General features: G+C 44.7%; 20 protein-coding genes and 1 other RNA gene. 1 reads left to right on the top strand and 20 read right to left on the bottom strand.

Annotated elements, in window-relative coordinates:
• Nucleotides 1–168 precede the first annotated feature (168 nt).
• Nucleotides 169–2,088 carry a S8 family peptidase gene (locus AC58QM_RS26295; RefSeq protein WP_497287770.1) on the top strand — a complete coding sequence of 640 codons (1,920 nt, stop codon included), beginning with the start codon at nt 169–171 and terminating at the stop codon, nt 2,086–2,088.
• 148 nt (nt 2,089–2,236) lie between these two features.
• Here AC58QM_RS26295 and rnpB read toward each other — a convergent pair.
• The 20 genes from rnpB to floA all read right to left on the bottom strand — a co-directional run bounded on the left by rnpB (nt 2,237) and on the right by floA (nt 20,220).
• Nucleotides 2,237–2,651: RNase P RNA component class A (rnpB, locus tag AC58QM_RS26300), an RNA gene on the bottom strand.
• Between the two features lie 87 nt (nt 2,652–2,738).
• The gene (locus AC58QM_RS26305; protein WP_497287771.1) at nt 2,739–3,848 is read right to left on the bottom strand and encodes a Nif3-like dinuclear metal center hexameric protein; all 1,110 of its coding nucleotides are present in this window, start codon (nt 3,846–3,848) and stop codon (nt 2,739–2,741) included.
• Complete coding sequence (locus AC58QM_RS26310) at nt 3,824–4,588, bottom strand: tRNA (adenine(22)-N(1))-methyltransferase (RefSeq protein ID WP_497287772.1); 765 nt, start codon at nt 4,586–4,588, stop codon at nt 3,824–3,826. Before AC58QM_RS26310 ends, AC58QM_RS26305 begins: the two co-directional genes overlap by 25 nt.
• A 3-nt stretch (nt 4,589–4,591) precedes the next feature.
• Nucleotides 4,592–5,422: a hypothetical protein gene (locus tag AC58QM_RS26315; RefSeq protein WP_497287773.1), complete on the bottom strand. Its 831-nt coding sequence runs from the start codon at nt 5,420–5,422 to the stop codon at nt 4,592–4,594.
• A gap of 118 nt (nt 5,423–5,540) precedes the next feature.
• Nucleotides 5,541–6,656: an RNA polymerase sigma factor RpoD gene (gene rpoD / locus AC58QM_RS26320; protein ID WP_028558036.1), complete on the bottom strand. Its 1,116-nt coding sequence runs from the start codon at nt 6,654–6,656 to the stop codon at nt 5,541–5,543.
• A 37-nt stretch (nt 6,657–6,693) separates the two neighbouring features.
• Nucleotides 6,694–8,541 carry a DNA primase gene (gene dnaG, locus AC58QM_RS26325; protein ID WP_497287774.1) on the bottom strand — a complete coding sequence of 616 codons (1,848 nt, stop codon included), beginning with the start codon at nt 8,539–8,541 and terminating at the stop codon, nt 6,694–6,696.
• A 48-nt stretch (nt 8,542–8,589) separates the two neighbouring features.
• On the bottom strand, nt 8,590–9,054 hold the full coding sequence (locus AC58QM_RS26330) for a YaiI/YqxD family protein (RefSeq protein ID WP_497287775.1): 465 nt from the start codon (nt 9,052–9,054) through the stop codon (nt 8,590–8,592).
• Between the two features lie 88 nt (nt 9,055–9,142).
• Nucleotides 9,143–9,958: a pyruvate, water dikinase regulatory protein gene (locus AC58QM_RS26335; RefSeq protein WP_497287776.1), complete on the bottom strand. Its 816-nt coding sequence runs from the start codon at nt 9,956–9,958 to the stop codon at nt 9,143–9,145.
• Nucleotides 9,959–10,136: 178 nt separating this feature from the next.
• A complete protein-coding gene (gene recO, locus AC58QM_RS26340) occupies nt 10,137–10,886 on the bottom strand; it encodes a DNA repair protein RecO (protein WP_497287777.1) in 750 nt (249 codons plus the stop codon).
• A 46-nt stretch (nt 10,887–10,932) separates the two neighbouring features.
• Complete coding sequence (locus AC58QM_RS26345; protein ID WP_497287778.1) at nt 10,933–11,085, bottom strand: YqzL family protein; 153 nt, start codon at nt 11,083–11,085, stop codon at nt 10,933–10,935.
• Nucleotides 11,086–11,179: 94 nt separating this feature from the next.
• Nucleotides 11,180–12,079, bottom strand: a complete 900-nt coding sequence (era, locus tag AC58QM_RS26350) for a GTPase Era (protein ID WP_497263897.1) — start codon at nt 12,077–12,079, stop codon at nt 11,180–11,182.
• A gap of 6 nt (nt 12,080–12,085) precedes the next feature.
• Nucleotides 12,086–12,499: a cytidine deaminase gene (gene cdd / locus AC58QM_RS26355; RefSeq protein ID WP_497287779.1), complete on the bottom strand. Its 414-nt coding sequence runs from the start codon at nt 12,497–12,499 to the stop codon at nt 12,086–12,088.
• Nucleotides 12,500–12,541: 42 nt separating this feature from the next.
• Entirely contained in the window at nt 12,542–13,246 is a 705-nt protein-coding gene (locus tag AC58QM_RS26360) for a diacylglycerol kinase (RefSeq protein WP_497287780.1), read from the bottom strand.
• The gene (gene ybeY, locus AC58QM_RS26365; RefSeq protein ID WP_497287962.1) at nt 13,246–13,773 is read right to left on the bottom strand and encodes an rRNA maturation RNase YbeY; all 528 of its coding nucleotides are present in this window, start codon (nt 13,771–13,773) and stop codon (nt 13,246–13,248) included. Before ybeY ends, AC58QM_RS26360 begins: the two co-directional genes overlap by 1 nt.
• Before the next feature lie 8 nt (nt 13,774–13,781).
• Nucleotides 13,782–16,028, bottom strand: a complete 2,247-nt coding sequence (locus AC58QM_RS26370) for an HD family phosphohydrolase (protein WP_497287781.1) — start codon at nt 16,026–16,028, stop codon at nt 13,782–13,784.
• A 40-nt stretch (nt 16,029–16,068) separates the two neighbouring features.
• A complete protein-coding gene (locus tag AC58QM_RS26375; protein WP_497287782.1) occupies nt 16,069–17,034 on the bottom strand; it encodes a PhoH family protein in 966 nt (321 codons plus the stop codon).
• A 6-nt stretch (nt 17,035–17,040) separates the two neighbouring features.
• On the bottom strand, nt 17,041–18,234 hold the full coding sequence (yqfD, locus tag AC58QM_RS26380) for a sporulation protein YqfD (RefSeq protein ID WP_497287783.1): 1,194 nt from the start codon (nt 18,232–18,234) through the stop codon (nt 17,041–17,043).
• 41 nt (nt 18,235–18,275) lie between these two features.
• Entirely contained in the window at nt 18,276–18,554 is a 279-nt protein-coding gene (gene yqfC / locus AC58QM_RS26385; protein ID WP_056609736.1) for a sporulation protein YqfC, read from the bottom strand.
• Nucleotides 18,555–18,751: 197 nt separating this feature from the next.
• Nucleotides 18,752–19,213: a YqfB family membrane protein gene (locus AC58QM_RS26390; RefSeq protein WP_497287784.1), complete on the bottom strand. Its 462-nt coding sequence runs from the start codon at nt 19,211–19,213 to the stop codon at nt 18,752–18,754.
• Between the two features lie 17 nt (nt 19,214–19,230).
• On the bottom strand, nt 19,231–20,220 hold the full coding sequence (gene floA / locus AC58QM_RS26395) for a flotillin-like protein FloA (protein ID WP_310226916.1): 990 nt from the start codon (nt 20,218–20,220) through the stop codon (nt 19,231–19,233).
• Between the last annotated feature and the right edge of the window lie 10 nt (nt 20,221–20,230).

A 20,230-nucleotide genomic window follows, 5' to 3' on the forward strand; every position in this document is an offset into this window, starting at 1 on the left:
TCCTATAATTGCGCTACTTCTATCCTACCATAAATTATCGCGAAGTGGTATATGTAAAACACCTGATACCATGTATAAAAGATTACCGCTCGCCTAACCCTACTTGTAGTTGATTTGTTTTTCATTTACGAGTTGGCCTTTTTCTACAAACAAAAGGAGGGCATGATTATGTGGCGTTATCTCTCCACCATTGCGGTTGTACTTGGATTAGGGGTGTTTCTATTCCCTGAACAGCCTCCCCATCGCGCTAAACCAGGACCTGAGGTTTATAGTGCCAAATACGAAACATCGTCTAAGCTTGCACTGCTAGAACAGGATGTGAAACTCACAGACGAACTATGCAGAAGTCAATGTGCAATCGATTATACGACAATGCTCGGTCAGATCGATAGCGGTGACCCTGTAACCAATGTGCTGAAAAACATGCGAAATCACCATGAGAAGATGGAAGTACTCGTCTGGTCCAAGCGCGGCCAAACCTGGGAACAAGGCATCAAGTCGGGTGAACTGCCTGCCGAGCACAAAGACCAAGCTGCTACGTATTTGAAAGAAGCTAAATCTGTTGTCGATGGCGGCAAGCATTACCAATCGCCTAAATTTGGAGCTGGGCAGCAAGTTTATTTCGTCCAAGGAACACCTTCAACAAATGGACAAGATTCACTAATTGGGGTAATTCATCAAGATGTACTTGCGCATGTGACCGATCATCAAATGAAAAATTTAAGACTTGAGCCATACCCCAATGAGAATCGTTGGAAAGTAAAAGCTGTCGAGACCAATACGCTAAAAGAAAAGGTCGTCGATCATCCCGAAGATAACCAAGGAACTAGTCATTATCAACAAAATGAAGTGGTGGTACGCTTCAAAACGGATCCAACCGAAGCTCAACTAAAACAAATTAAGAATGAGATCAATGCCATCTCAGCACAAAAGCTTGGGTATACGTATGTTTTCCGAACAAATAGTATGGATGCCAAGTCTTTAATTGCCTATTTTGCTAAATGGAATGTCGCTTATGTAGAACCGCATTTTCTCTATATGACCAATGATTACTATCATGATCATGATGAGACGGATTCAAACACGAGTCACAGTGAATCTGATACTAATCAAACACCTGTCTCCTCGAATTTCATGCCAAACGATAATTTATATCAACGATATCAATGGAATCTTCCATTGATCGAAACAATACAAGGTTGGGAATTAAACCGCGGCGCAAATGACGTGATCGTAGCCGTTGTGGATACAGGTGTTGATTTGAAGCATCCTGATCTGCAAGGTCAGCTTCTTCCTGGTTACAATGTCATTAGCGGAAATGATAATCCGCAGGATGATGTTGGACATGGCACGCATGTAACAGGCGTCATCGCTGCCTTGGTTAATAATAATCTTGGTGTTGCAGGAATGACTTGGTTTAATAAAGTCTTGCCTGTTAAAGTGCTTGATCAGACTGGAGCAGGCAGCACGTACTCGGTAGCTCAAGGCATCATTTGGGCTACGGACCACGGGGCTAAGGTTATGAATCTCAGCCTTGGCAATTACGCAGATTCTGGCTTTCTCCATGATGCCATTCAGTACGCTTATGATCGAGACGTTGCGCTAATCGCGGCAAGCGGGAACGATAATACAGAGCAGCCTGGTTACCCTGCTGCATATCCTGAAGTATTTGCAGTGGCTGCCAGCGATTCGCATAATGAGAAAGCCCCCTTCTCGAATTATGGCGATTATATTGATGTGACTGCGCCTGGGGTTACGATTGCTAGTACGTATCCCAACAACCAGTATGCGGCTTTATCCGGCACTTCAATGGCTAGTCCACATGTGACTGCACTGGCCGCGTTGATTCGTTCCGCTAATCCTAGCTTGAAAAATACGGACGTATACGAAATCATGCGACAGTCTGCAATGGATTTAGGTGATGAAGGTCACGATAAATATTTCGGTTATGGGTTAATTGATGTTGTCAAAGCGATCCAAATGGCAAAACAAGATACGGCTCCGATGTCTTACTGGCCACAGGATTTAGCACGTCAATTGCATTTGGTCCCTAAAAAGTATGCGGGTAGCTTGGGACTCGAGAAGTAAAATGAGATAAAAGAAACCTTCAATCCCCTATGACGGGGTTGAAGGTTTTATTCATTTTATAGGGATATAGGGATATAGGGATATAGGGATAATTAGGATAAAAAATTAAAATACCCGCAAAGCCGAAGCTGTGCGGGTAACCGACTGTTTGGAAAGTTTGCCGTAAGCCGGGTTCTGTACTTCCAGTGGTCATAACGGGCGTCTGCTCCCCTGCCACTATTGAAGCGACAATCATCTATCTAGGCCGTGCATTGCTACACAGCTCAAGCGACCAACCCGAACGCGTCTCAGGCGAAGACTGCTGCCTCGAAAGCAACTAGCGTTCCATTAGGTCTTGCTCCAAGTGGGGTTTACCAGGATCTATGTCACCATAGAACCTCGTGGTCTCTTACACCACGGTTCCACCCTTGCCTGTGCTATATTTCAAGCCATCGGCGGTCCATTTCTGTGGCCCTATCCTTCAACTCGCGTTGACTGGACGTTATCCAGCACCCTGCCTTATGGAGCCCGGACTTTCCTCTCGCTATGGCTTACCCATAACCAGCGATTGTCTGTCAAACTTTCCATTGCATAGGCTAGTATACTAGGAATGACTTCGAATTACAACACATGAACATTTCCTTCTTTTCCAGAGGCCGCAGAAACCCTGCCTACATGAATTGGAAAGGTTCGGTATTAATTGCGGATGCGATCACTTGCGTATCCGTCTTAGCCAGCTGCGCAGCGAGGTAATCTGCGACACCTCGCTTCATGATTTTCTCGACGTTGTGCCCAACGTCGAGCAGAGCCAGCCCCGCCGCAAGCGCATCGTGCGCGGTGTGGTAGTCAATGTCGCCGGTGACGAGCACGTCGGCGCCAGCAAACATGGCGTGCCGCATGTAGCGGCCGCCTGAGCCTCCCAGCACGGCCACCTTGCGGATGGGCCGTGCTAGATCGCCGACGACGCGGACCGTCGGCACGTCAAACACAGCCTTCGCGTGCTCTGTGAGCTCGCGAAGTGTCATGGCCGCGGGCAGCTTGCCCACGCGGCCCAAACCGAACACTCTACCCTTGAGATCCATCGGGTAGAGGTCGTAGGCCACCTCCTCGTAGGGGTGGGCCTTCAACATCTCTTGAACCGCTCTGCGCTGAACGCTCGCGGTTACGATTGTTTCCACGCGTACCTCTTGTACGCGTTCTAGCTTACCAACTTCCCCGATAAACGGATTCGCGCCTTCCTGCGGCAGGAACGTCCCCGTCCCGGGGATATTAAAGCTGCAGGAGCTGTATTGGCCAATGCCCCCTGCTCCAGCCTTAAAAAGAGCATCCAGCACGACCTGATGATGTGTCTCAGGCACGAAGACGACAAGCTTCTGCAGCTTCTCCGTATGCACATCTTCTAGGTGAGTCAAATCCGTTAAGCCTAGTTGCTCTGACAGTAAATCGTTAACGCCGCCTTCAGCCACATCTAGGTTCGTATGGGCAATATACACAGCGATATCATTTTTGATTAATTTCTCATACAGACGACCTGCTGGCGTTTCTGTCTGAAGATGAGCGAGAGGCCTGAAAATAATGGCATGATGCGCAATAATAAGGTTGGCACCTGCTTCAATTGCTTCATCAACCACTGCATCTGTAACATCTAGTGCAACGAGTACTTTGGTAATGTCTTTTTGAAGGGAGCCTAGTTGCAAGCCAATTTTGTCATCTGCCATCGCATAATGCTTAGGAGCCAGCTGTTCGAATAGCTGAATTACCGTTTGACCTTTTGCAAGCAAGCGAGTACCTCCTTTATTTCACGTATTTCTTGGCTGACCTGCTCCGCTTTCGCAATGGAAGCTTCAGCAGTTGATAGTTTCAGTTGGTCAACGATCATGGCAAGCTTTTTCAGTTCACTTTCCCATTTGATAAACCAAACTTCTGGAGCTTCATTGATCAAATAAGGCCCCATCTGTTGCAAGCGTTCACTTGAAACAGCAACACCGTCCGGAAGAAAACGCTCTTTATACAGCATGTCTAAAGCGCCTATCTCTTCGCTGTCAGCAAGTGATGCTGTCAAAATTTCATAGATCTTTCCGTCTTCTTCAAGAATCGTCTCGGATTCTAGCTTCCAACCGTTGTGCAATAGCCAACGACGAACATGATCCTCACCGACATTCGGTTGCAAAATCAATTGCTGAACGCCAGCAAGTTTAGATTTGCCCGCTTCCAAAATGCTCGCCATTAGGCTTCCACCCATACCAGCGATCGTAATGACATTCACTTCGCCAGGCTCGATTACCGCAAGTCCATCGCCAGATCTTACTTGAATGATCTTAGAAAGTCCGCTCTCGAGTACTTGCCTCTGCGCAGCTTCGAAAGGACCAGGATTCACTTCCCCTGCCACCGCGGCAACAATTATTCCCTGCTGTGCCAAATAAGTTGGCAATAACGCATGATCAGAACCAATGTCTGCTACCTTGGAACCCATTGGGACTCGATCCGCGATCATTTGAAGTCGTTTTGATAATTTAACCATATGCTACATTACCCACTCTACCCATTTTTTTCGCAGCAAAAATAATGCCGCGCCTACCGAAACTAATTTTGCCGTAAAGGAAATTTGAATGAGACGTGAGCTCAATTCATTATCAACAATAAACGTCATGGCTTCAGGAAGAAACCAAGCTAAGCCTCCTACTAGCATGAGCACGCTAGCCGCTTGTTTATTCGTATGATGTGCAAGCCAAGCCATCCATATGAGTACAACACTCAATGGAATCCAACTTAATTCAAGTGAAAACCAGGATGGATGCTCCAGTTTTTGCATTAACAACCAGCTATACGTCCCAATAAGACCCAGCCATCCACAAATTTGGAAAATAGCCATTCGAGCAATTAAACCATTTAATAACCAAATGCAACTGCAAAATGCTAAATACCCAATATACGTAGTCGAAGTTTGAATACCCGACAGATCCATAATGTGGAGCCCTAATAATAATATAGCTACAGATGCTACACCACATAAGACATATGAAACAACAGGCGTACGACTAAACTGTCGGTATGCTCCCGCATAACAAATCATGACAAAAAGTGTGGAAATACCAATTTGCATTGGCAATCCAAAAGAGTTAAAATTAAGAGCAGATAAGGAAAGAGCGGCAATAACCGCTAAGCCCAACAACCATATTTTCCAATTACTGTTTGTTACTGCCGTTGCCGAAACACCTAGAAGTGAGTTCGGTTTAGGCGTCATATCATCCACATACAAATTCATAAGAAAATCGCAATAATGCTCAGGAAGCAATTTGCTCCGGCGCCAATGATCGATTTCTCTAACAATAATTTTTCTTCTCTCAGCATCCATCTATTTGCTCACCATCCTAGCTTCTTTATCGGTGATTTAATGCTCAGATTTTAGTGAATTCTGTGAAAAACCACAAAAAAGACCCCGCCGAATTTGGCAGGGCCCACTCCTAGCGATTTTATTCCAAAAAGTCCTTCAAACGTTTACTACGGCTTGGATGTCTTAACTTCCGCAAAGCTTTTGCTTCAATCTGACGAATCCGTTCCCTAGTAACTCCGAATACTTTTCCTACTTCTTCTAATGTTCTTGTACGTCCATCATCAAGTCCGAAACGCAACCGAAGTACATTCTCTTCTCTTTCAGTTAACGTATCTAGAACATCTTCAAGCTGTTCCTTCAGAAGCTCGTACGCAGCTGCATCAGCTGGCGCTAGTGCCTCTTGATCCTCGATAAAATCCCCTAAATGTGAATCATCTTCTTCACCAATCGGCGTTTCTAAGGAAACAGGCTCTTGAGCAATTTTCATGATTTCACGAACTTTATCCGTGCTTAAATCCATCTCTTTTGCAATTTCTTCTGGCGTAGGTTCGCGCCCCAATTCTTGCAGCAATTGACGGGAAACACGAATTAATTTGTTAATTGTTTCGACCATATGTACCGGAATCCGAATCGTTCTCGCTTGATCCGCAATGGCGCGAGTAATCGCTTGACGAATCCACCAAGTCGCATAGGTACTGAATTTGTAACCCTTCGTATGGTCAAACTTTTCAACAGCCTTAATAAGACCCATATTACCTTCTTGAATCAAATCAAGGAAAAGCATGCCGCGACCTACATAGCGTTTGGCAATACTCACAACGAGTCGAAGGTTCGCTTCAGCAAGACGACGCTTCGCTTCTTCATCCCCATTTTCAATACGTTTGGCCAATCCCACTTCGTCTTCCGCAGAAAGAAGCGGTACGCGACCAATTTCTTTCAAATACATCCGAACTGGATCATTAATTTTAATCCCCGGCGGCAAAGCCAGATCATCATCGAAGTTAAATTCATCGCGCTCGTTTTCTTCAGGATTCATCGAATCTTCATCCGACTCGTTCCCCACGTCAATACCTTGCTCGGAAAGTTGTTCAAAGAACTCATCGATTTGTTCAGGATCCTGATCGAAGGGAGCTAATTTCTCCATGATATCCTTGTAAGTTAGTGAGGACCGTTTTTTCCCCTGCTCTATAAGTTGGTCTTTCACCTGGTCCAGGGTCAATTCTGTCTCTAATTCTGTACGCTGATCATTCGCCATGGTACGGACTCCCTCCTCCCTAGTCATGTCAGTTTAGCTAAGATGACTTCAACCGTTTTTCTAGGGCAATAATTTCAATTGCAATTTGCGCAGCTTTAAGATGGTCTCCCTCGCGTACTGCGCGAGCTTGTTCTTCTTTCTTACGTTCAACTTCTTCTTGCATTGGAACTTTGCGAATTTGGCGAATATAGTCGTCAATCACTTGTTCGTTCAATCCATGGCCTGCTCCCATCATAACGATGGAGCTTGCCAAGCTCTCCAGCTGTTCGTCTTGCAGCATGGCAATGTATCGGCTTGCATCGGGCTCTAAATACTGAGCGTAGTAAGCATATAAATAAGCAGCTAAGACTGCGTGAGCTTCAACATTAAACTGGTCGCCTAATTGCGCTTCAACATGCGCGCATACATCACGATCGTGCATCATTACGGCCAAAATCAAGCGTTCCGCATTATGATAGGCAGGCAGTAAGGTAGGCGATTTTTTCTTTGTTCGTTCCGCTGGTCTCCCATTATTCATAACATTATTCCACAGAATTGGTTTATTATCCCCATCTGGTCGGTTTTTTTCCGATTGCAATAAGATTTCATGGAGATCTAACTTCATGGCTTCATAGGATGAATCCGGAAACTCTGAAGCCAACTGTTTGAGATAATGTTCGCGTTCCATCGGAGATTGCAGCTGACTAATTAACTTTACAGCTGATTGCAGATAACGTAATCGGTCACCGTCCTCGTGCAATTTAAAATTTTTGCGAATATATAAGAGCTTATATTTCATCGATGGCACGGAAGCTCCAATAATCTCCCGGGCGAATCGGTCAACCCCATATTGACGAACGTAATCGTCTGGATCTTTGCCATCTGGCAGCATCGCAACCGTGACCCTGCTTCCCGCTTCTTCCAACAACGGAATGCTCTTGAACGCAGCCGATTGTCCAGCATTGTCTCCATCATAGCAAATGACGATTTCATCCGCGTTGCGGTTCAATAAGGCAGCATGCTCTTTGGTTAATGCTGTTCCCATCGTCGCAACACCATTCGTGATGCCCGCTTCCCATGCTTTGATCAAATCCACATATCCTTCAAAGATAACGGCTTGTTGAAGCTTTCTCATATTCGGCCTTGAGAGGTGCAGATTATACAAAGTCCTGCTTTTATTAAAAAGCACAGATTCGGGACTATTTAAATATTTGGGCTGTGCGTCGCCCATCGCTCTTCCGGCAAATGCAATGACTTTGCCTGTAGAGTCGCAAATAGGGAACATGATCCTTTCGCGGAATTTGTCCACGTAGCCATGACCTTCATGTTTGGCAGAAATTAATCCGCCTTTTTCCATAAGGGCTAAATCAAACCCTCGTTTCTGTAACTGCTGCACGAGCGTGTCCCACATTACAGGTGCATAACCAATCTGGAACGTGTCAATCAGCTTATCAGAGATTCCTCTTGAGGTTAGATATCCTTTAGCTGCTTTGCCCTGTTCGGTATTACCTACAACATAATGATAGAACTTCGCGGCAAACTCATAAGCTTTAATTAAGGTCGCTTTTTCTTGCTGCTGCTCATTCTGCTCCTCCGATACCTCTTCCCAAGTAATAGGGATATCCGCGTCTTCTGCAAGCTTCGTGATCGCTTCGGCAAAACTCAGGCCCTCTATTTCCATAATGAATCGAATTAAGTTCCCGCCTGCCTGACACCCAAAGCAACGATAAATCTGTTTCTCAGGAGTGACAGTGAACGAAGGACTTTTCTCGGAGTGGAAAGGACAAAGCCCCTTCATATAATGCCCTTGTTTGCTCAAATGTACGTGCCTGCCGATGACATCTACGATATCATGGCGCTTCAGTACAGCCTCAATAACCTCTTCAGGTATGCGTCCGTACCTCATTTTAATCCACCTACAATTCAGGTCGCTTTTCCGACTAATTACTATTCGCTACTTATTTTCGATTTCCTGCAATTTTTCTAAAAGATTTGTCAAACCATGTAGAAAATTTTTACGATCCGTCTCTGTAAAAGGTTTTGGTCCTTTCGTATGCTTGCCATTTCTTCGCATTTTGGCGGAAGCATGACGGCGTTCCAACAGATAATCGATCGAACTATCGGTGTATTCCTGCCCCCGATTGGTCAAACAAATCGAACCCTTCGCGAGACCTAATGCCGCGAGCCCGAAGTCTTGTGTTACCAAAATATCACCTGACCGAATCTGATTGGCAATATATAAATCGACAGATTGATCGGACCGATCTACTTGAACTACCTTTACACCGGGGTTTTGCTTCATCTTATGATCGAAAGAAGCAACGAGTATAACTTGTACACCAAACTGTCTACCCGCCTGCTCGATTTCCGACTTTACTGGACAAGCATCGGCATCAACGATAATACTTCTTGCGTGCAAGTGTCAGCCCCTGCCTTTATAAGAAATCTCACCGTACTATTATATACGATGGACTTACAAAAAATCCTGCAAGCCAGAACATAAAAGCTTACGATCGATGTTCGATGTGATCCATGATTAGACTGGCCGTTTCTTCAACAGCACGGTTGGATACATCAAAAATCACACAACCGATTTTACTCATAATTTTATCAGCAAAATCCAGTTCTATTTTAATACGTTCTACATTCGCATAGGTTGCATTTTCTGCAAGACCAAGTGTTCGAAGCCGTTCTTGACGGATGACATTTAATTTATTAGGGTCAATTCGCAAGCCAATAATCTTGTCTTTGGGCACGGTATAAATGGCTGCTGGAGGTTGCATTTCCGGTACCAAAGGGACGTTGGCCACTTTCAATCTTTTATGTGCCAAATACATGGACAATGGTGTTTTGGATGTACGGGATACGCCAAGAAGAATAATATCCGCTTTTTGAATGCCGCTAAAATCGCGCCCATCATCGTATTTGACCGCAAACTCGACTGCCTCGACTTTCTTGAAATAATCCTCATCTAAAGGATGAATCATACCTGGTTGTCTGCGCGGCTCTTGGCGAAGTGCGTTTCCAAGTGTAGTCACTACAGGTCCTAGCAAATCAATAAAAGGAATATCATACTGCTTCGCTTTGGCAATCAAATCATCCCTCAATTCTGGAATGACCAAGGTAAATACAACAATCCCGCCATGCGTTCTAATCCCATTGATGACTTTATCTATACCTTCAAAATCATGAATAAACGGGGCTCTCACTATTTCCACAGGCACAGGATGAAATTGCATGGCAGCTGCCCGGACGACAGATTCTCCTGTTTCACCAACAGAATCCGAAACGACGTAAACACGAGTAGGTTGTGGATGTTCCATATTCCTAACCCCTTTCAGCAGGGACAAGACCCTACACTAGCATTTGTATGTAAAGAACAACAGTTCAGAACGACAGCATGAGAAAAACCTCACCGATATGCGGTCAGCACAAGGGCGAGGTGTTTTCCACCACATCATATCAAAGGAAGAATTGCATGTCAAATGAATCCAGTGCCTCTTAAATATTGTATTTCTCCATCTGCTCAATAAATCCTCTTGATTTCCATTGTACGCCAATATGTACATCCATGTAGGCACGCATACACTGCTTCAGTTGCTCTTTCGTCTCTGCCTTAACTTGAACAGCGCCTAACCTTCTCATATCCATCCTCGGAAAAAGCCTCAGCAGCTTATGAGCACCTTCACCAATCGCGATCGCCGAGACATCCTTGAATCGACAACGCCGGCATATGGTGCCTCCGAGATTCGGACTGAATGCTGTGATGCCATCCGTTTCACCGCAAGCCACACAAGCATCAGTTACAGGTAGGTATCCTGCTAAATCGAACATCTTCATCTCATAGAGATGCGTGACGATCTGCATGTCTTTATTGTCTTCAATCGCCATTAAGCCAGCCTTCAGCTGCTCAAATAAGTAATTGTTGCCTTCTTCATCACCCAGCATGCGATCCGTCATTTCGGCCAGATAAGAGGCATAAGCCGACTTATGCAAGTCTTCACGCAGAGCATGGTGGGCTTCAATGATTTCAGCACCATTAAGTGATCCCATCTGACCCCTTTGTTTAAAAAAAACAAAATCGCCGTACGTAAACAGCTGCGTAACGGCGCCATGTTTGCTCTTCAGTTTCTTCGCACCACGAGCCATTACGCCAACCTTCCCCAGCTCGGGGGTGAATAAACGAATGATCTTGTTGCCTTCACCGTAGTCCATGCTACGAATGACAATACCTTGAACGCTATGCAGCAAGTAGCTTCCCCCATGAATGCCGCTCTAAGCAATCAAATCCTTGCTGTCACATATTCAGACCATCGAGCGGCTCTTCGTTACTTAAATCCTCATCTTCCACTTCTGAATCCATGCCAGGTTCTCCCGTTACTTGTTTGTACAGCAGATAGGCGTCCACATCACCGGTCTTTGAAAAATACGTCCACGAAAAATCTTTCATGTTCAGCATCCTCCCCATCGAACGTGATGTTCATAGGATGTGCATTGACCGCCTCACTATGCGATGTAAAAACTGGTACTCTCAGGAAATTTTATTACTCGTGACGGAAACCAAGATCACGAAGAACTCTGTCTTGATTTCTCCAGTCTTTCTTGACTTTCACCCATAATTCTAAGAACGTTTTGGAACCTAGAAGTGTTTCAATATCACGACGGGCTTGTCTCCCAATTTCCTTCAACAACGCACCTTGCTTCCCGATCACGATACCTTTTTGAGACTCACGCTCTACGAATATGACAGCCGAGATATGAACGACACCATTCGGCTCAACACGCATATCTTCAATCTGCACGGCAATAGAGTGAGGAATTTCTTCCCGTGTCATATGCAAAATTTTCTCGCGAACGAGCTCCGCGCATACGAATTGCTCCGGATGATCCGTAATTTGATCCGCCGGGTAATATTGAGGCCCTTCTGGCAAATAGCGAATAATTTGCTCCAAAAGTGTTGTCACATTGTTCCCTTTTAACGCGGATACAGGTACGATTTCAGCAAAATTATACAAATCTTTGTAATTTGTAATAATCGCAAGCAGCGCTTCCGGCTGTACCAAGTCGATTTTGTTCAAAACGAGAATAACCGGTGTTTCGATATGCTTCAACTGCTCGATAATATAACGGTCTCCGCCACCAATACCGTCTGCTACATCGACCAAGAATAACACTGCGTCGACTTCCCCTAGTGTCCCATGAGCAACTTTACTCATGTAATCACCAAGTTTAGACGTAGGTTTATGGATCCCTGGTGTATCTAGAAATACAATCTGTCCATTGTCTGAGGTATACACACCATGGATCTTATTTCTAGTCGTTTGAGGCTTATCCGACATAATCGCAATCTTTTGTCCGATAATTTGGTTCATTAGTGTTGATTTGCCGACATTCGGCCGTCCGATAATCGCGACAAACCCTGACTTAAATTCTTTTTTGGCCACTTCTACTTATCCTCCATTTGTGTGCAAATCCTTTGTTGTAAAAGCGCCTGGCAATAAAGCAGCTACCGTCGTTTCAACGAAAGCTCCTTTGAGATTACTCAAATAAACAGGCATTTCCGGTTCGCACAGTTCAATTAATACTTGTCGACATACGCCACATGGCGAAATCGGTCCTTCCGTATCTCCAGTTACCGCGATTGCTTGGAAGGATCCTCGTGGATGTCCATCAGCAATTGCGCGGAATAACGCTGTTCGTTCGGCACAGTTCGTCGGTCCATAGGCAGCATTCTCGACGTTGCATCCTAGGTGCACGTTTCCATTCGCGTCCAATAACGCAGCACCGACCTGAAAGTTGGAATAAGGCGTATAGGCTCGTTTCATCGCTTCTTTAGCGAAATCAATGAGTTCTTGCGGATTCATAGCCATCCACCCTTTTATTAGAAATAGTAAGTAATAGTTAAGTTATAGCATGTTTAAGCAGGTAAAAGCGAGGAGCGTCACCACAATACCAATCATTGCCCCCAAAAAGAGTGCTGGGAATGGCCTTGTTTTTTTATCATACAACACAATTAGGATAATAATAGACAGCGTATAAGCAAGTAACGCAGCTATCGTTTCGGTCACAATGACCAAAATGACTGTAGCAATTGCAAATGCAATAGCTGTCAATAAACTAGGCCGCACTAATTTCCCTTTATCTGAAAAGCGAGTCTCAATAACAATCACCGTCAGCATGACAAGAGCAATTAAAATCCATATCGCACCTGCAGATAGCGGTGTTTCTTGGAGTCTAGCGTGTCGCAGCAACTGATCGATGGGCTCATAGAAAACAACTAATCCCACAACGACTGCAAACATGGCAGACACCAATACGGACGCCGCGGCGACGTCCTTCGCAATTTTGGCTAATGGATGTCGGTCTGGCATCGCCAGGTCCACCGTTTTCTCCACAGCCGTATTAATTAATTCCGTGACAATCATGAGGGTTACCGCTAATAAGATAAATAAAATATCTGTTTTGGACAAATGGATGAACAGTGCTGCTAGTAAAACAAGAAACGCAACGGAAAAATGAAACTTCATATTACGTTGCGTATCTAGTGCGTACTTAATTCCCTCATAGGCATACCGAAAACTTCTGCGCCATTTACGGAAGCCGCCCGACATTATCGCGTCAAGCCTGCTTTCTGCAAAATGTCCTCCTGTTTAGCGAACATCACTTTTTCTTCCTCTTCACTCTGGTGATCGTACCCAATTAGATGCAGGAAGCCATGTACAAATAAGAAGCCCAACTCGCGTTCTACCGAGTGACCATAATCTTCCGCTTGCGCGATAGCACGCGGTACGGAAATAATAATATCGCCAAGCGGCTCAATGAACGCTTCCGATACGGTTTCACCTTCTTCAAGTTCACCTTCGGAATCGTCGCCATCATCCTCATAATTGATCTGAATCTCGTCATCCCCAAATTCACTCATTGCAAAGGAAAGGACATCCGTTGGCTTATCTAAATTACGGTACTGTTTATTCAAATCTTGGATCGTCTCATCGTCAACAAACGTAAGAGCAACCTCACCTTCAGTAATGCCTTCAATCTCACCTGCAAGTTTAAGAAGTTCTTCAAGCTTCTCAATGAACGCAGGTGTGATTTCCTTTTCTTCTTGTTCACTGCTCCATGCTAACGTTAAATCCACACTTGCCATTAGGAATTGCCCTCCTTCTTATCACCTGGCTTCTTAGCCGTGATTTCACCTGGATACTCTATGCGCGAATGAAAAATCCCTAACAAGGTTTCATTCAATGTTTTCGCTATCTTATCAAGCTCTTTCAGTGTGAGGTCACATTCGTTGAACTGACCATCATCTAACCGTGATTTGATAATCTTGGTTACCATGGAATCGATCTGTTCCAGCGTAGGGTTACGTAATGAACGTACTGCCGCTTCAACGCTGTCTGCAATTCCCACAATAGCCGCTTCTTTCGATTGCGCTTTAGGACCTGGATATCGAAAATCTTCTTCACGTATCCCTTTCTCACTGTTCTCTTCTTCAGCTTGCTTCTTCGCTTTATGATAGAAAAAGTGCAGTAGCGTTGTTCCATGATGCTGCTCAGCGATATCGCGAATCGGTTTCGGCATTTTGAAGTCCTTCAACATATCAACACCATCACGCGGATGCGCGATAATAATGGACTTGCTTAAATTCGGATCAATCCGATCATGCGGATTTTCTATATTCGTTTGATTTTCGATAAAGTAACTTGGTCGCTTGGTTTTACCGATATCATGGTAGTACGATCCTACCCGGCATAGTAACCCGTCTGCACCAATGGATTCGGCCGCCGCTTCAGACAGGTTACCTACCATCACACTGTGATGATACGTGCCTGGTGTCTCTGTAAGCAGTTTGCGCAGTAAGGGATGATTTGGATTTGAAAGCTCGACAAGCTTAAGCGGAGAAAGGATCCCGAAGGAAGCTTCAAAAAACGGAAGCAATCCAATGACGAATACGACCGTAACTAGTCCGCCAGCTGTAGCGAAAGACAGGGACATCAATGCTTCTCTTTGTTGAAAATGATCTTCCATCAACAGCATCGCCGTTATGGTCAACATGGAGAAGAAGGCGATCATGAGGCCCGCTTTCAAAATAGTAGCACGTTGACTTGCACGTTGAATCGTAAACACGCCGCTAAAGCAAATAACCAAACTGACTAATCCAAACCGGAAGTCGAATAGCGCATCGTGCTCTGCATTAAAAATAATGCTCGCAATAATGGAGAATAAAACCGATGAAATAAATGCAAGCGGTGCATCCAACAAGATCGCGATCAAGATGCTTCCAAGAGCAGTCGGAGCCAAATATCCAATAAATGGATAGTCGAAATTTTGCAGGAGTGAAATAATTTTCATGCCAGCGATATTCATTAAAAATATCAAAACAAGCATGACCAGCTGCGAATTATTGTATTTGACCTGCATGTTACTCTGTCTAACGAACATAAAGATGACAAATGATAACAGCGCGCACAGAATAACAAGGCCAAACTGCGGCAAATGATTCGCCTTATCCTTGAGCAGTTTAAGCTTTTCCAACCGTGTATATATTTCTTCTGTAATGACATCGCCGGCTTTGACCAGCACATCATTCTTATTAATATAAACAGTCTTCATATTGCCTCTGGCTTGCCCTTTGGCATCATCAGTCCCTTTTTGATCAAAAAATTTATTCGGCGTAATTAATGCTCTGGCAATCTCGGTTACCATTTCACGGGAAGTATTCTTTGCTAGCGTAGACGTATTCACCATTTCTGCAACCTTAGCCCTGGCTGTTTTTGCATCCAGGATTTCGTCAATCATCAGCTTGGTGACAATATCTTTCGTCACAGTACGCATATCCGCGAGATCTTCCTTGGTCAACCGCGGGAGTTTAAAATAAATTTCCTCAGGAAGCGGATATTTCTGATCCGACAAGCCAAGTTGAATTTGTTCAAGTAACAAATCGTTATATTGCCCACTATTCCGCAGGGTTTTGATGGCATCATTCGTCAAGTCACTAATCAATTGTGGAATGACACGACGGTAAATACTCACCTTATCATCGAACTTCACTTCTTCATCCGCATTGATCTGAGATAATTTATCAAAAATGGCATCACTGATGACTTCATTCTTGAGGTTAACGATCTTATAGACAGGCTGGACGCGCTTCGCAGCATCTTCTTTGGCTTGCTCCGTCGCGACAGCGTTCTCAATCTGCTCAGGTGCATAGATCGTCTTCTCACTCTTCATACCCAGGGTAATATCAAAAACTTGTGGAACAAGCTTCTCATATAGAGTGGCGTAGAATATCAATCCTAATATGAGAAATAAAAGTATTCTTAAGCCCGTATTGTATTTCCATCCGCTCAGCCGGTAATGAAATTTGCCTTTCATTTGCACTTCATTTTTCATTACGGAGGTCATTCCTCTCTATCTAGCCAAACTAGCATCTTTACTTAGTCGATTCAGCGTTATAGGCAACAATGATCTTCTGAACGAGTGAATGACGTACAACGTCACCCTCATCAAAATGAATAAAGCCCAATTCTTCAATACCACTTAGAATGCGAGACGCTTCAACCAATCCAGAGGACTTGCCTCGAGGTAAGTCAATCTGTGTCACATCGCCGGTGATAACCATCTTAGAACCAAAACCAAGTCTTGTCAGAAACATCTTCATTTGCTCAGGAGTTGTGTTCTGGGCCTCATCCAGGATGATAAATGAATCGTCCAATGTACGCCCTCTCATATAGGCTAACGGGGCAATTTCTATGAGTCCGCGTTCTAGTGACTTCGCTACTTGCTCAGGCCCTAAGACGTCATTAAGAGCATCATACAATGGGCGTAAATAAGGGTCAACTTTTTCCTGTAAGTCCCCTGGTAGAAATCCGAGACTTTCCCCCGCTTCTACGGCAGGACGTGTAAGAACAATGCGTTTTACTGCGCCTTCCTTCAGACGAGTTACCGCTAGAACAACAGCTAAATAGGTTTTGCCTGTTCCTGCTGGGCCAATCCCAAAGACAATATCCTTCTTCTTAATCGTTTCTACATATTTTTTCTGTCCAATCGTTTTGACACGGATCGGCTTCCCTTTGTGCGTGCTCGTAATTTCACCTTTGAATAGATCCAATAATTGCTCTGCTTTCATTTGTTTCGCTAATTCAACGGCATAGAGCACATCTCGCTCTGTCACAGTGTAATTATTGCGGATTAGCTGCAAAAGAACTTCAAAGAGCTGCTGAAGTGAGTTCACTTCGGCAGCCCTGCCTTGTATCGTTATTTCGGCTTCGCGCGTAAAGATTTGAGCATCAATTTCCCGTTCGATGATATGCAAGAATTTATCCTGCGGCCCAAATAAAGCTAGTCCTTCAGCCGGATTTTTTAATGTAATTTTTACAGATTGCGCATTTTCTATCAACAGGCCTCATTCTCCTCGTGTCACAATTGGTTGTTCTTCAGCAATATTCTCTTCGACCTCAAAATGAATGTCTATATAAATTTTACCATTCTCTGTTTTTTCATGCAAAATTTTTTCTCCGACGATCCTCGCATCCTCACCTGCAGCAGCTAATAATTTGGCTCTAGCCTGCTCGATGCCAACCTTTTTGGCATTCGCCGGTTCCATCGGCTCTTCAACCAAATTCACCTCCATCACCTTCTCATGTAGCCATCCAAGTCCAAGTGAAAATGAGCGCCAAGCCAGTGTTTTTCGTTCAGGTATCGTTTCAAAATGTTCAAATTGCGTCTTACCATAGCCAGTAAGTTGGAGAGCCCTTGTCCCAAACACGAGGTAGCTGCGATGTACAGTTTCACCTGTATAGACTCTATACTGTTTCGTTAGCGGCGCTTCAATTCGTGAGGTATACCAGACGACTCCTCTTATCTTACCATCTGCAACAACGACTTGACTATTTTGCTCATCTCCAATCGTACCCGAGATTAAAATGGCCCCTTTGCGAACATACGTATTCGGCTTAACCATCGGTTTTCCCTTTATGGATTGAATTTCGGTAACCAACGCACTTTTGGCAGCTACGATATTGCGAGGATCTTTTAATGGTTCTTTGCGCGGAATGGTTGCCTCAACCACTTTTATCGTGATATGCGTTCCGCGAATTTCAACACCGACCCACGCCGCATCCGGCAGTTCCTGCTGTATGGCACGCGATAAGTCCTCTGTTTTATCCAGCTTAAATTTCCACTGAAACTTATGAATACCTTGTTTGGATGCTGCTTGCAAAATGTCCTTGGCTTCAATACGATCATTGCCATCCACCGTTACCTGCCACACCAAAGAGGTCAGCACATATAGGCTGATGATAAAAGCTGCGAATCCCCCAAACAACACTTTTCGCTTACCGATTTTATCCATAAAAAAGGGCAGGCCAAATCTCTCTAACACGTGCACTCTACAGCCTGTCCGTTTCAAGAGCGGCCGAAGTCGAAAGAAATCCTTAATGAGGATATACAGCTCCAGTTTCCCGTCTTTGCCAGCTTGAATATCCCAAATGGAGAAGCCGCCCTCCACCATGGGATGTATCAACCTTTCGCAGTCCTTGCCTCTAATTTGTATGCGTACATAGCCACGCAAACGGGCAATGAATAGGGATTGTTTCATGACTCAGCCTCCAGTTCTCATTCACACTGCCAATTACTTTTCTATGGCATATATTTCACGTGATCGATAATACCTTCGATGAACACCTCTTCGGAAAGGATCGCTCTAATAACCAACTGCTGGCCACAAACCTCCAACGTCCCTTTCGCTAACTCCAACTTGAGTATTTCACTAGAAAAATGCAGTACGCCCCGGTGATTCTCAACATATAGCTGTACGTTGCCGATCATCGTAATTCGCGGCAAATCCTGTACAACATCTTGGGGAAGATCAAGGATCTTGGCCGTGAACTGGTTCCATTTGCGGGTCAAGCGACGCATAGCTGGGCAGTACCCCCTCTAACTAGAAGATCAAGAATGCAGAAAACGCGCATAGACTTTCTACCAAATTATGCGGAAGAATCCGCTTTTATGCTGACTAAACAGCTGCGCTGTCCTTCTCGGGATGCATGCGTTTTATTCAAACTAAACGCAAAAAGCCCCTTTGCTTATTTGCAAAAGGGGCTTCTTATAAATGATTATCTGCGATATGGCTTTTTGGCACGCGGCGGACCAAGGATCTCGGCCCATACGACACCTTGCAGCACCTGTTCACGATTAGGCTGATCCGGAAAAATACGTGAAGAGGAAATTTCATCCGAATAGATAGGTGAACTCGCTGCTACACTACTTTTCGTAACCTGTGGTGTGAAAGGTGATGTTTTCTGCTTAACTGTCGCCGCCGACTTCCCAAGTCCCGACTGGCTAAATTCGTCTCTGATGCGTTCAGGTCGACTCAATGGAGCAACATGTCCCGCTTGGGCTTTCTTCGCTTCTACAGGCCTCCCAGCGTCGCCTGGGCCATTACCAAAGGTTGGCATGCCCGTTCTGGTCGCCCCACGCGCTGCACGTTTGCGCCTGCTTTGAATTTGATAATAAAAGGTTAGCGCAATAATGACCAAATACCAGTTCTTATATAAGAATACGATTAGCGCTTCCATTCCATCACCTCGTAATCTTATTCCTTCTCAGGTTTTCCGTCATTTATTTTGCCTAATGAGGAACGCATCTGAGTATCGGATTCAATATTTTTGAGATTCATATAATCCATTACGCCTAATTGGCCATTGCGAAGTGCCTCAGCCATAGCAAGCGGTACCTGTGACTCGGACTCAACAACCTTAGCTCGCATCTCAACGACTCGCGCTTTCATTTCTTGCTCAGCTGCAACAGCCATCGCACGGCGTTCCTCTGCCTTCGCTTGCGCAATACGTTTGTCCGCTTCGGCTTGCTCCGTTTGCAAATGGGCACCAATATTTTTACCTACATCCACATCCGCAATATCAATGGACAGAATTTCAAAAGCTGTACCCGCATCCAAACCTTTGCCTAAGACCGTGCGAGAGATCATGTCTGGATTTTCTAAAACATCCTTATGTGATTCGCTTGAACCTACGGTTGTAACGATCCCCTCTCCAACACGGGCAATAATGGTTTCTTCCCCTGCACCACCGACGAGTCGATCAATGTTCGCACGAACCGTAACCCTTGCAATAACTTTTACTTCAATACCGTTCTTCGCAACTGCTGAGACGTTAGGCGTTTCGATTACACGTGGATTTACACTCATTTGAACGGCTAGCAATACATCACGGCCCGCCAAATCAATGGCTGCTGCACGCTCGAACTCCAAGTGAATTTTGGCTCGATGTGCTGCGATTAACGCATTCACAACGCGGTCAACATTACCGCCTGCTAGATAGTGACTTTCTAATTGGTTAACACTAAGATCAATCCCGGCTTTCGTTGCTTTAATCATAGGATTCACGATACGACTTGGTGTAACTCGACGGAGTCTCATCGCAATCAAGGTAATAATACTAATTCTTACTCCAGAAGCTAGCGCAGATATCCATAGCATAACTGGAACAACACTTAGTAAAATCGATAATACGATAATAATGATGGCTGCGAGCAGCACCAAGTATAAGCCTGGTTCAATTGTCATTGTATGTTTC

The sequence above is a fragment of the Paenibacillus sp. J22P165 genome (assembly GCF_059692015.1).

What these genes read in the sequence shown, in the direction of transcription:
- AC58QM_RS26295 (WP_497287770.1), top strand. Translation starts at nt 169, where the DNA reads ATGTGGCGTTATCTCTCCACCATTGCGGTTGTACTTGGATTAGGGGTG.
- AC58QM_RS26310 (WP_497287772.1), bottom strand. Translation starts at nt 4,588, where the DNA reads ATGGTTAAATTATCAAAACGACTTCAAATGATCGCGGATCGAGTCCCA.
- AC58QM_RS26315 (WP_497287773.1), bottom strand. Translation starts at nt 5,422, where the DNA reads ATGGATGCTGAGAGAAGAAAAATTATTGTTAGAGAAATCGATCATTGG.
- rpoD (WP_028558036.1), bottom strand. Translation starts at nt 6,656, where the DNA reads ATGGCGAATGATCAGCGTACAGAATTAGAGACAGAATTGACCCTGGAC.
- dnaG (WP_497287774.1), bottom strand. Translation starts at nt 8,541, where the DNA reads ATGAGGTACGGACGCATACCTGAAGAGGTTATTGAGGCTGTACTGAAG.
- AC58QM_RS26335 (WP_497287776.1), bottom strand. Translation starts at nt 9,958, where the DNA reads ATGGAACATCCACAACCTACTCGTGTTTACGTCGTTTCGGATTCTGTT.
- AC58QM_RS26345 (WP_497287778.1), bottom strand. Translation starts at nt 11,085, where the DNA reads ATGAAAGATTTTTCGTGGACGTATTTTTCAAAGACCGGTGATGTGGAC.
- cdd (WP_497287779.1), bottom strand. Translation starts at nt 12,499, where the DNA reads ATGAATCCGCAAGAACTCATTGATTTCGCTAAAGAAGCGATGAAACGA.
- AC58QM_RS26360 (WP_497287780.1), bottom strand. Translation starts at nt 13,246, where the DNA reads ATGTCGGGCGGCTTCCGTAAATGGCGCAGAAGTTTTCGGTATGCCTAT.
- AC58QM_RS26370 (WP_497287781.1), bottom strand. Translation starts at nt 16,028, where the DNA reads ATGAAAAATGAAGTGCAAATGAAAGGCAAATTTCATTACCGGCTGAGC.
- yqfD (WP_497287783.1), bottom strand. Translation starts at nt 18,234, where the DNA reads ATGAAACAATCCCTATTCATTGCCCGTTTGCGTGGCTATGTACGCATA.
- yqfC (WP_056609736.1), bottom strand. Translation starts at nt 18,554, where the DNA reads ATGCGTCGCTTGACCCGCAAATGGAACCAGTTCACGGCCAAGATCCTT.
- AC58QM_RS26390 (WP_497287784.1), bottom strand. Translation starts at nt 19,213, where the DNA reads ATGGAAGCGCTAATCGTATTCTTATATAAGAACTGGTATTTGGTCATT.
- floA (WP_310226916.1), bottom strand. Translation starts at nt 20,220, where the DNA reads ATGACAATTGAACCAGGCTTATACTTGGTGCTGCTCGCAGCCATCATT.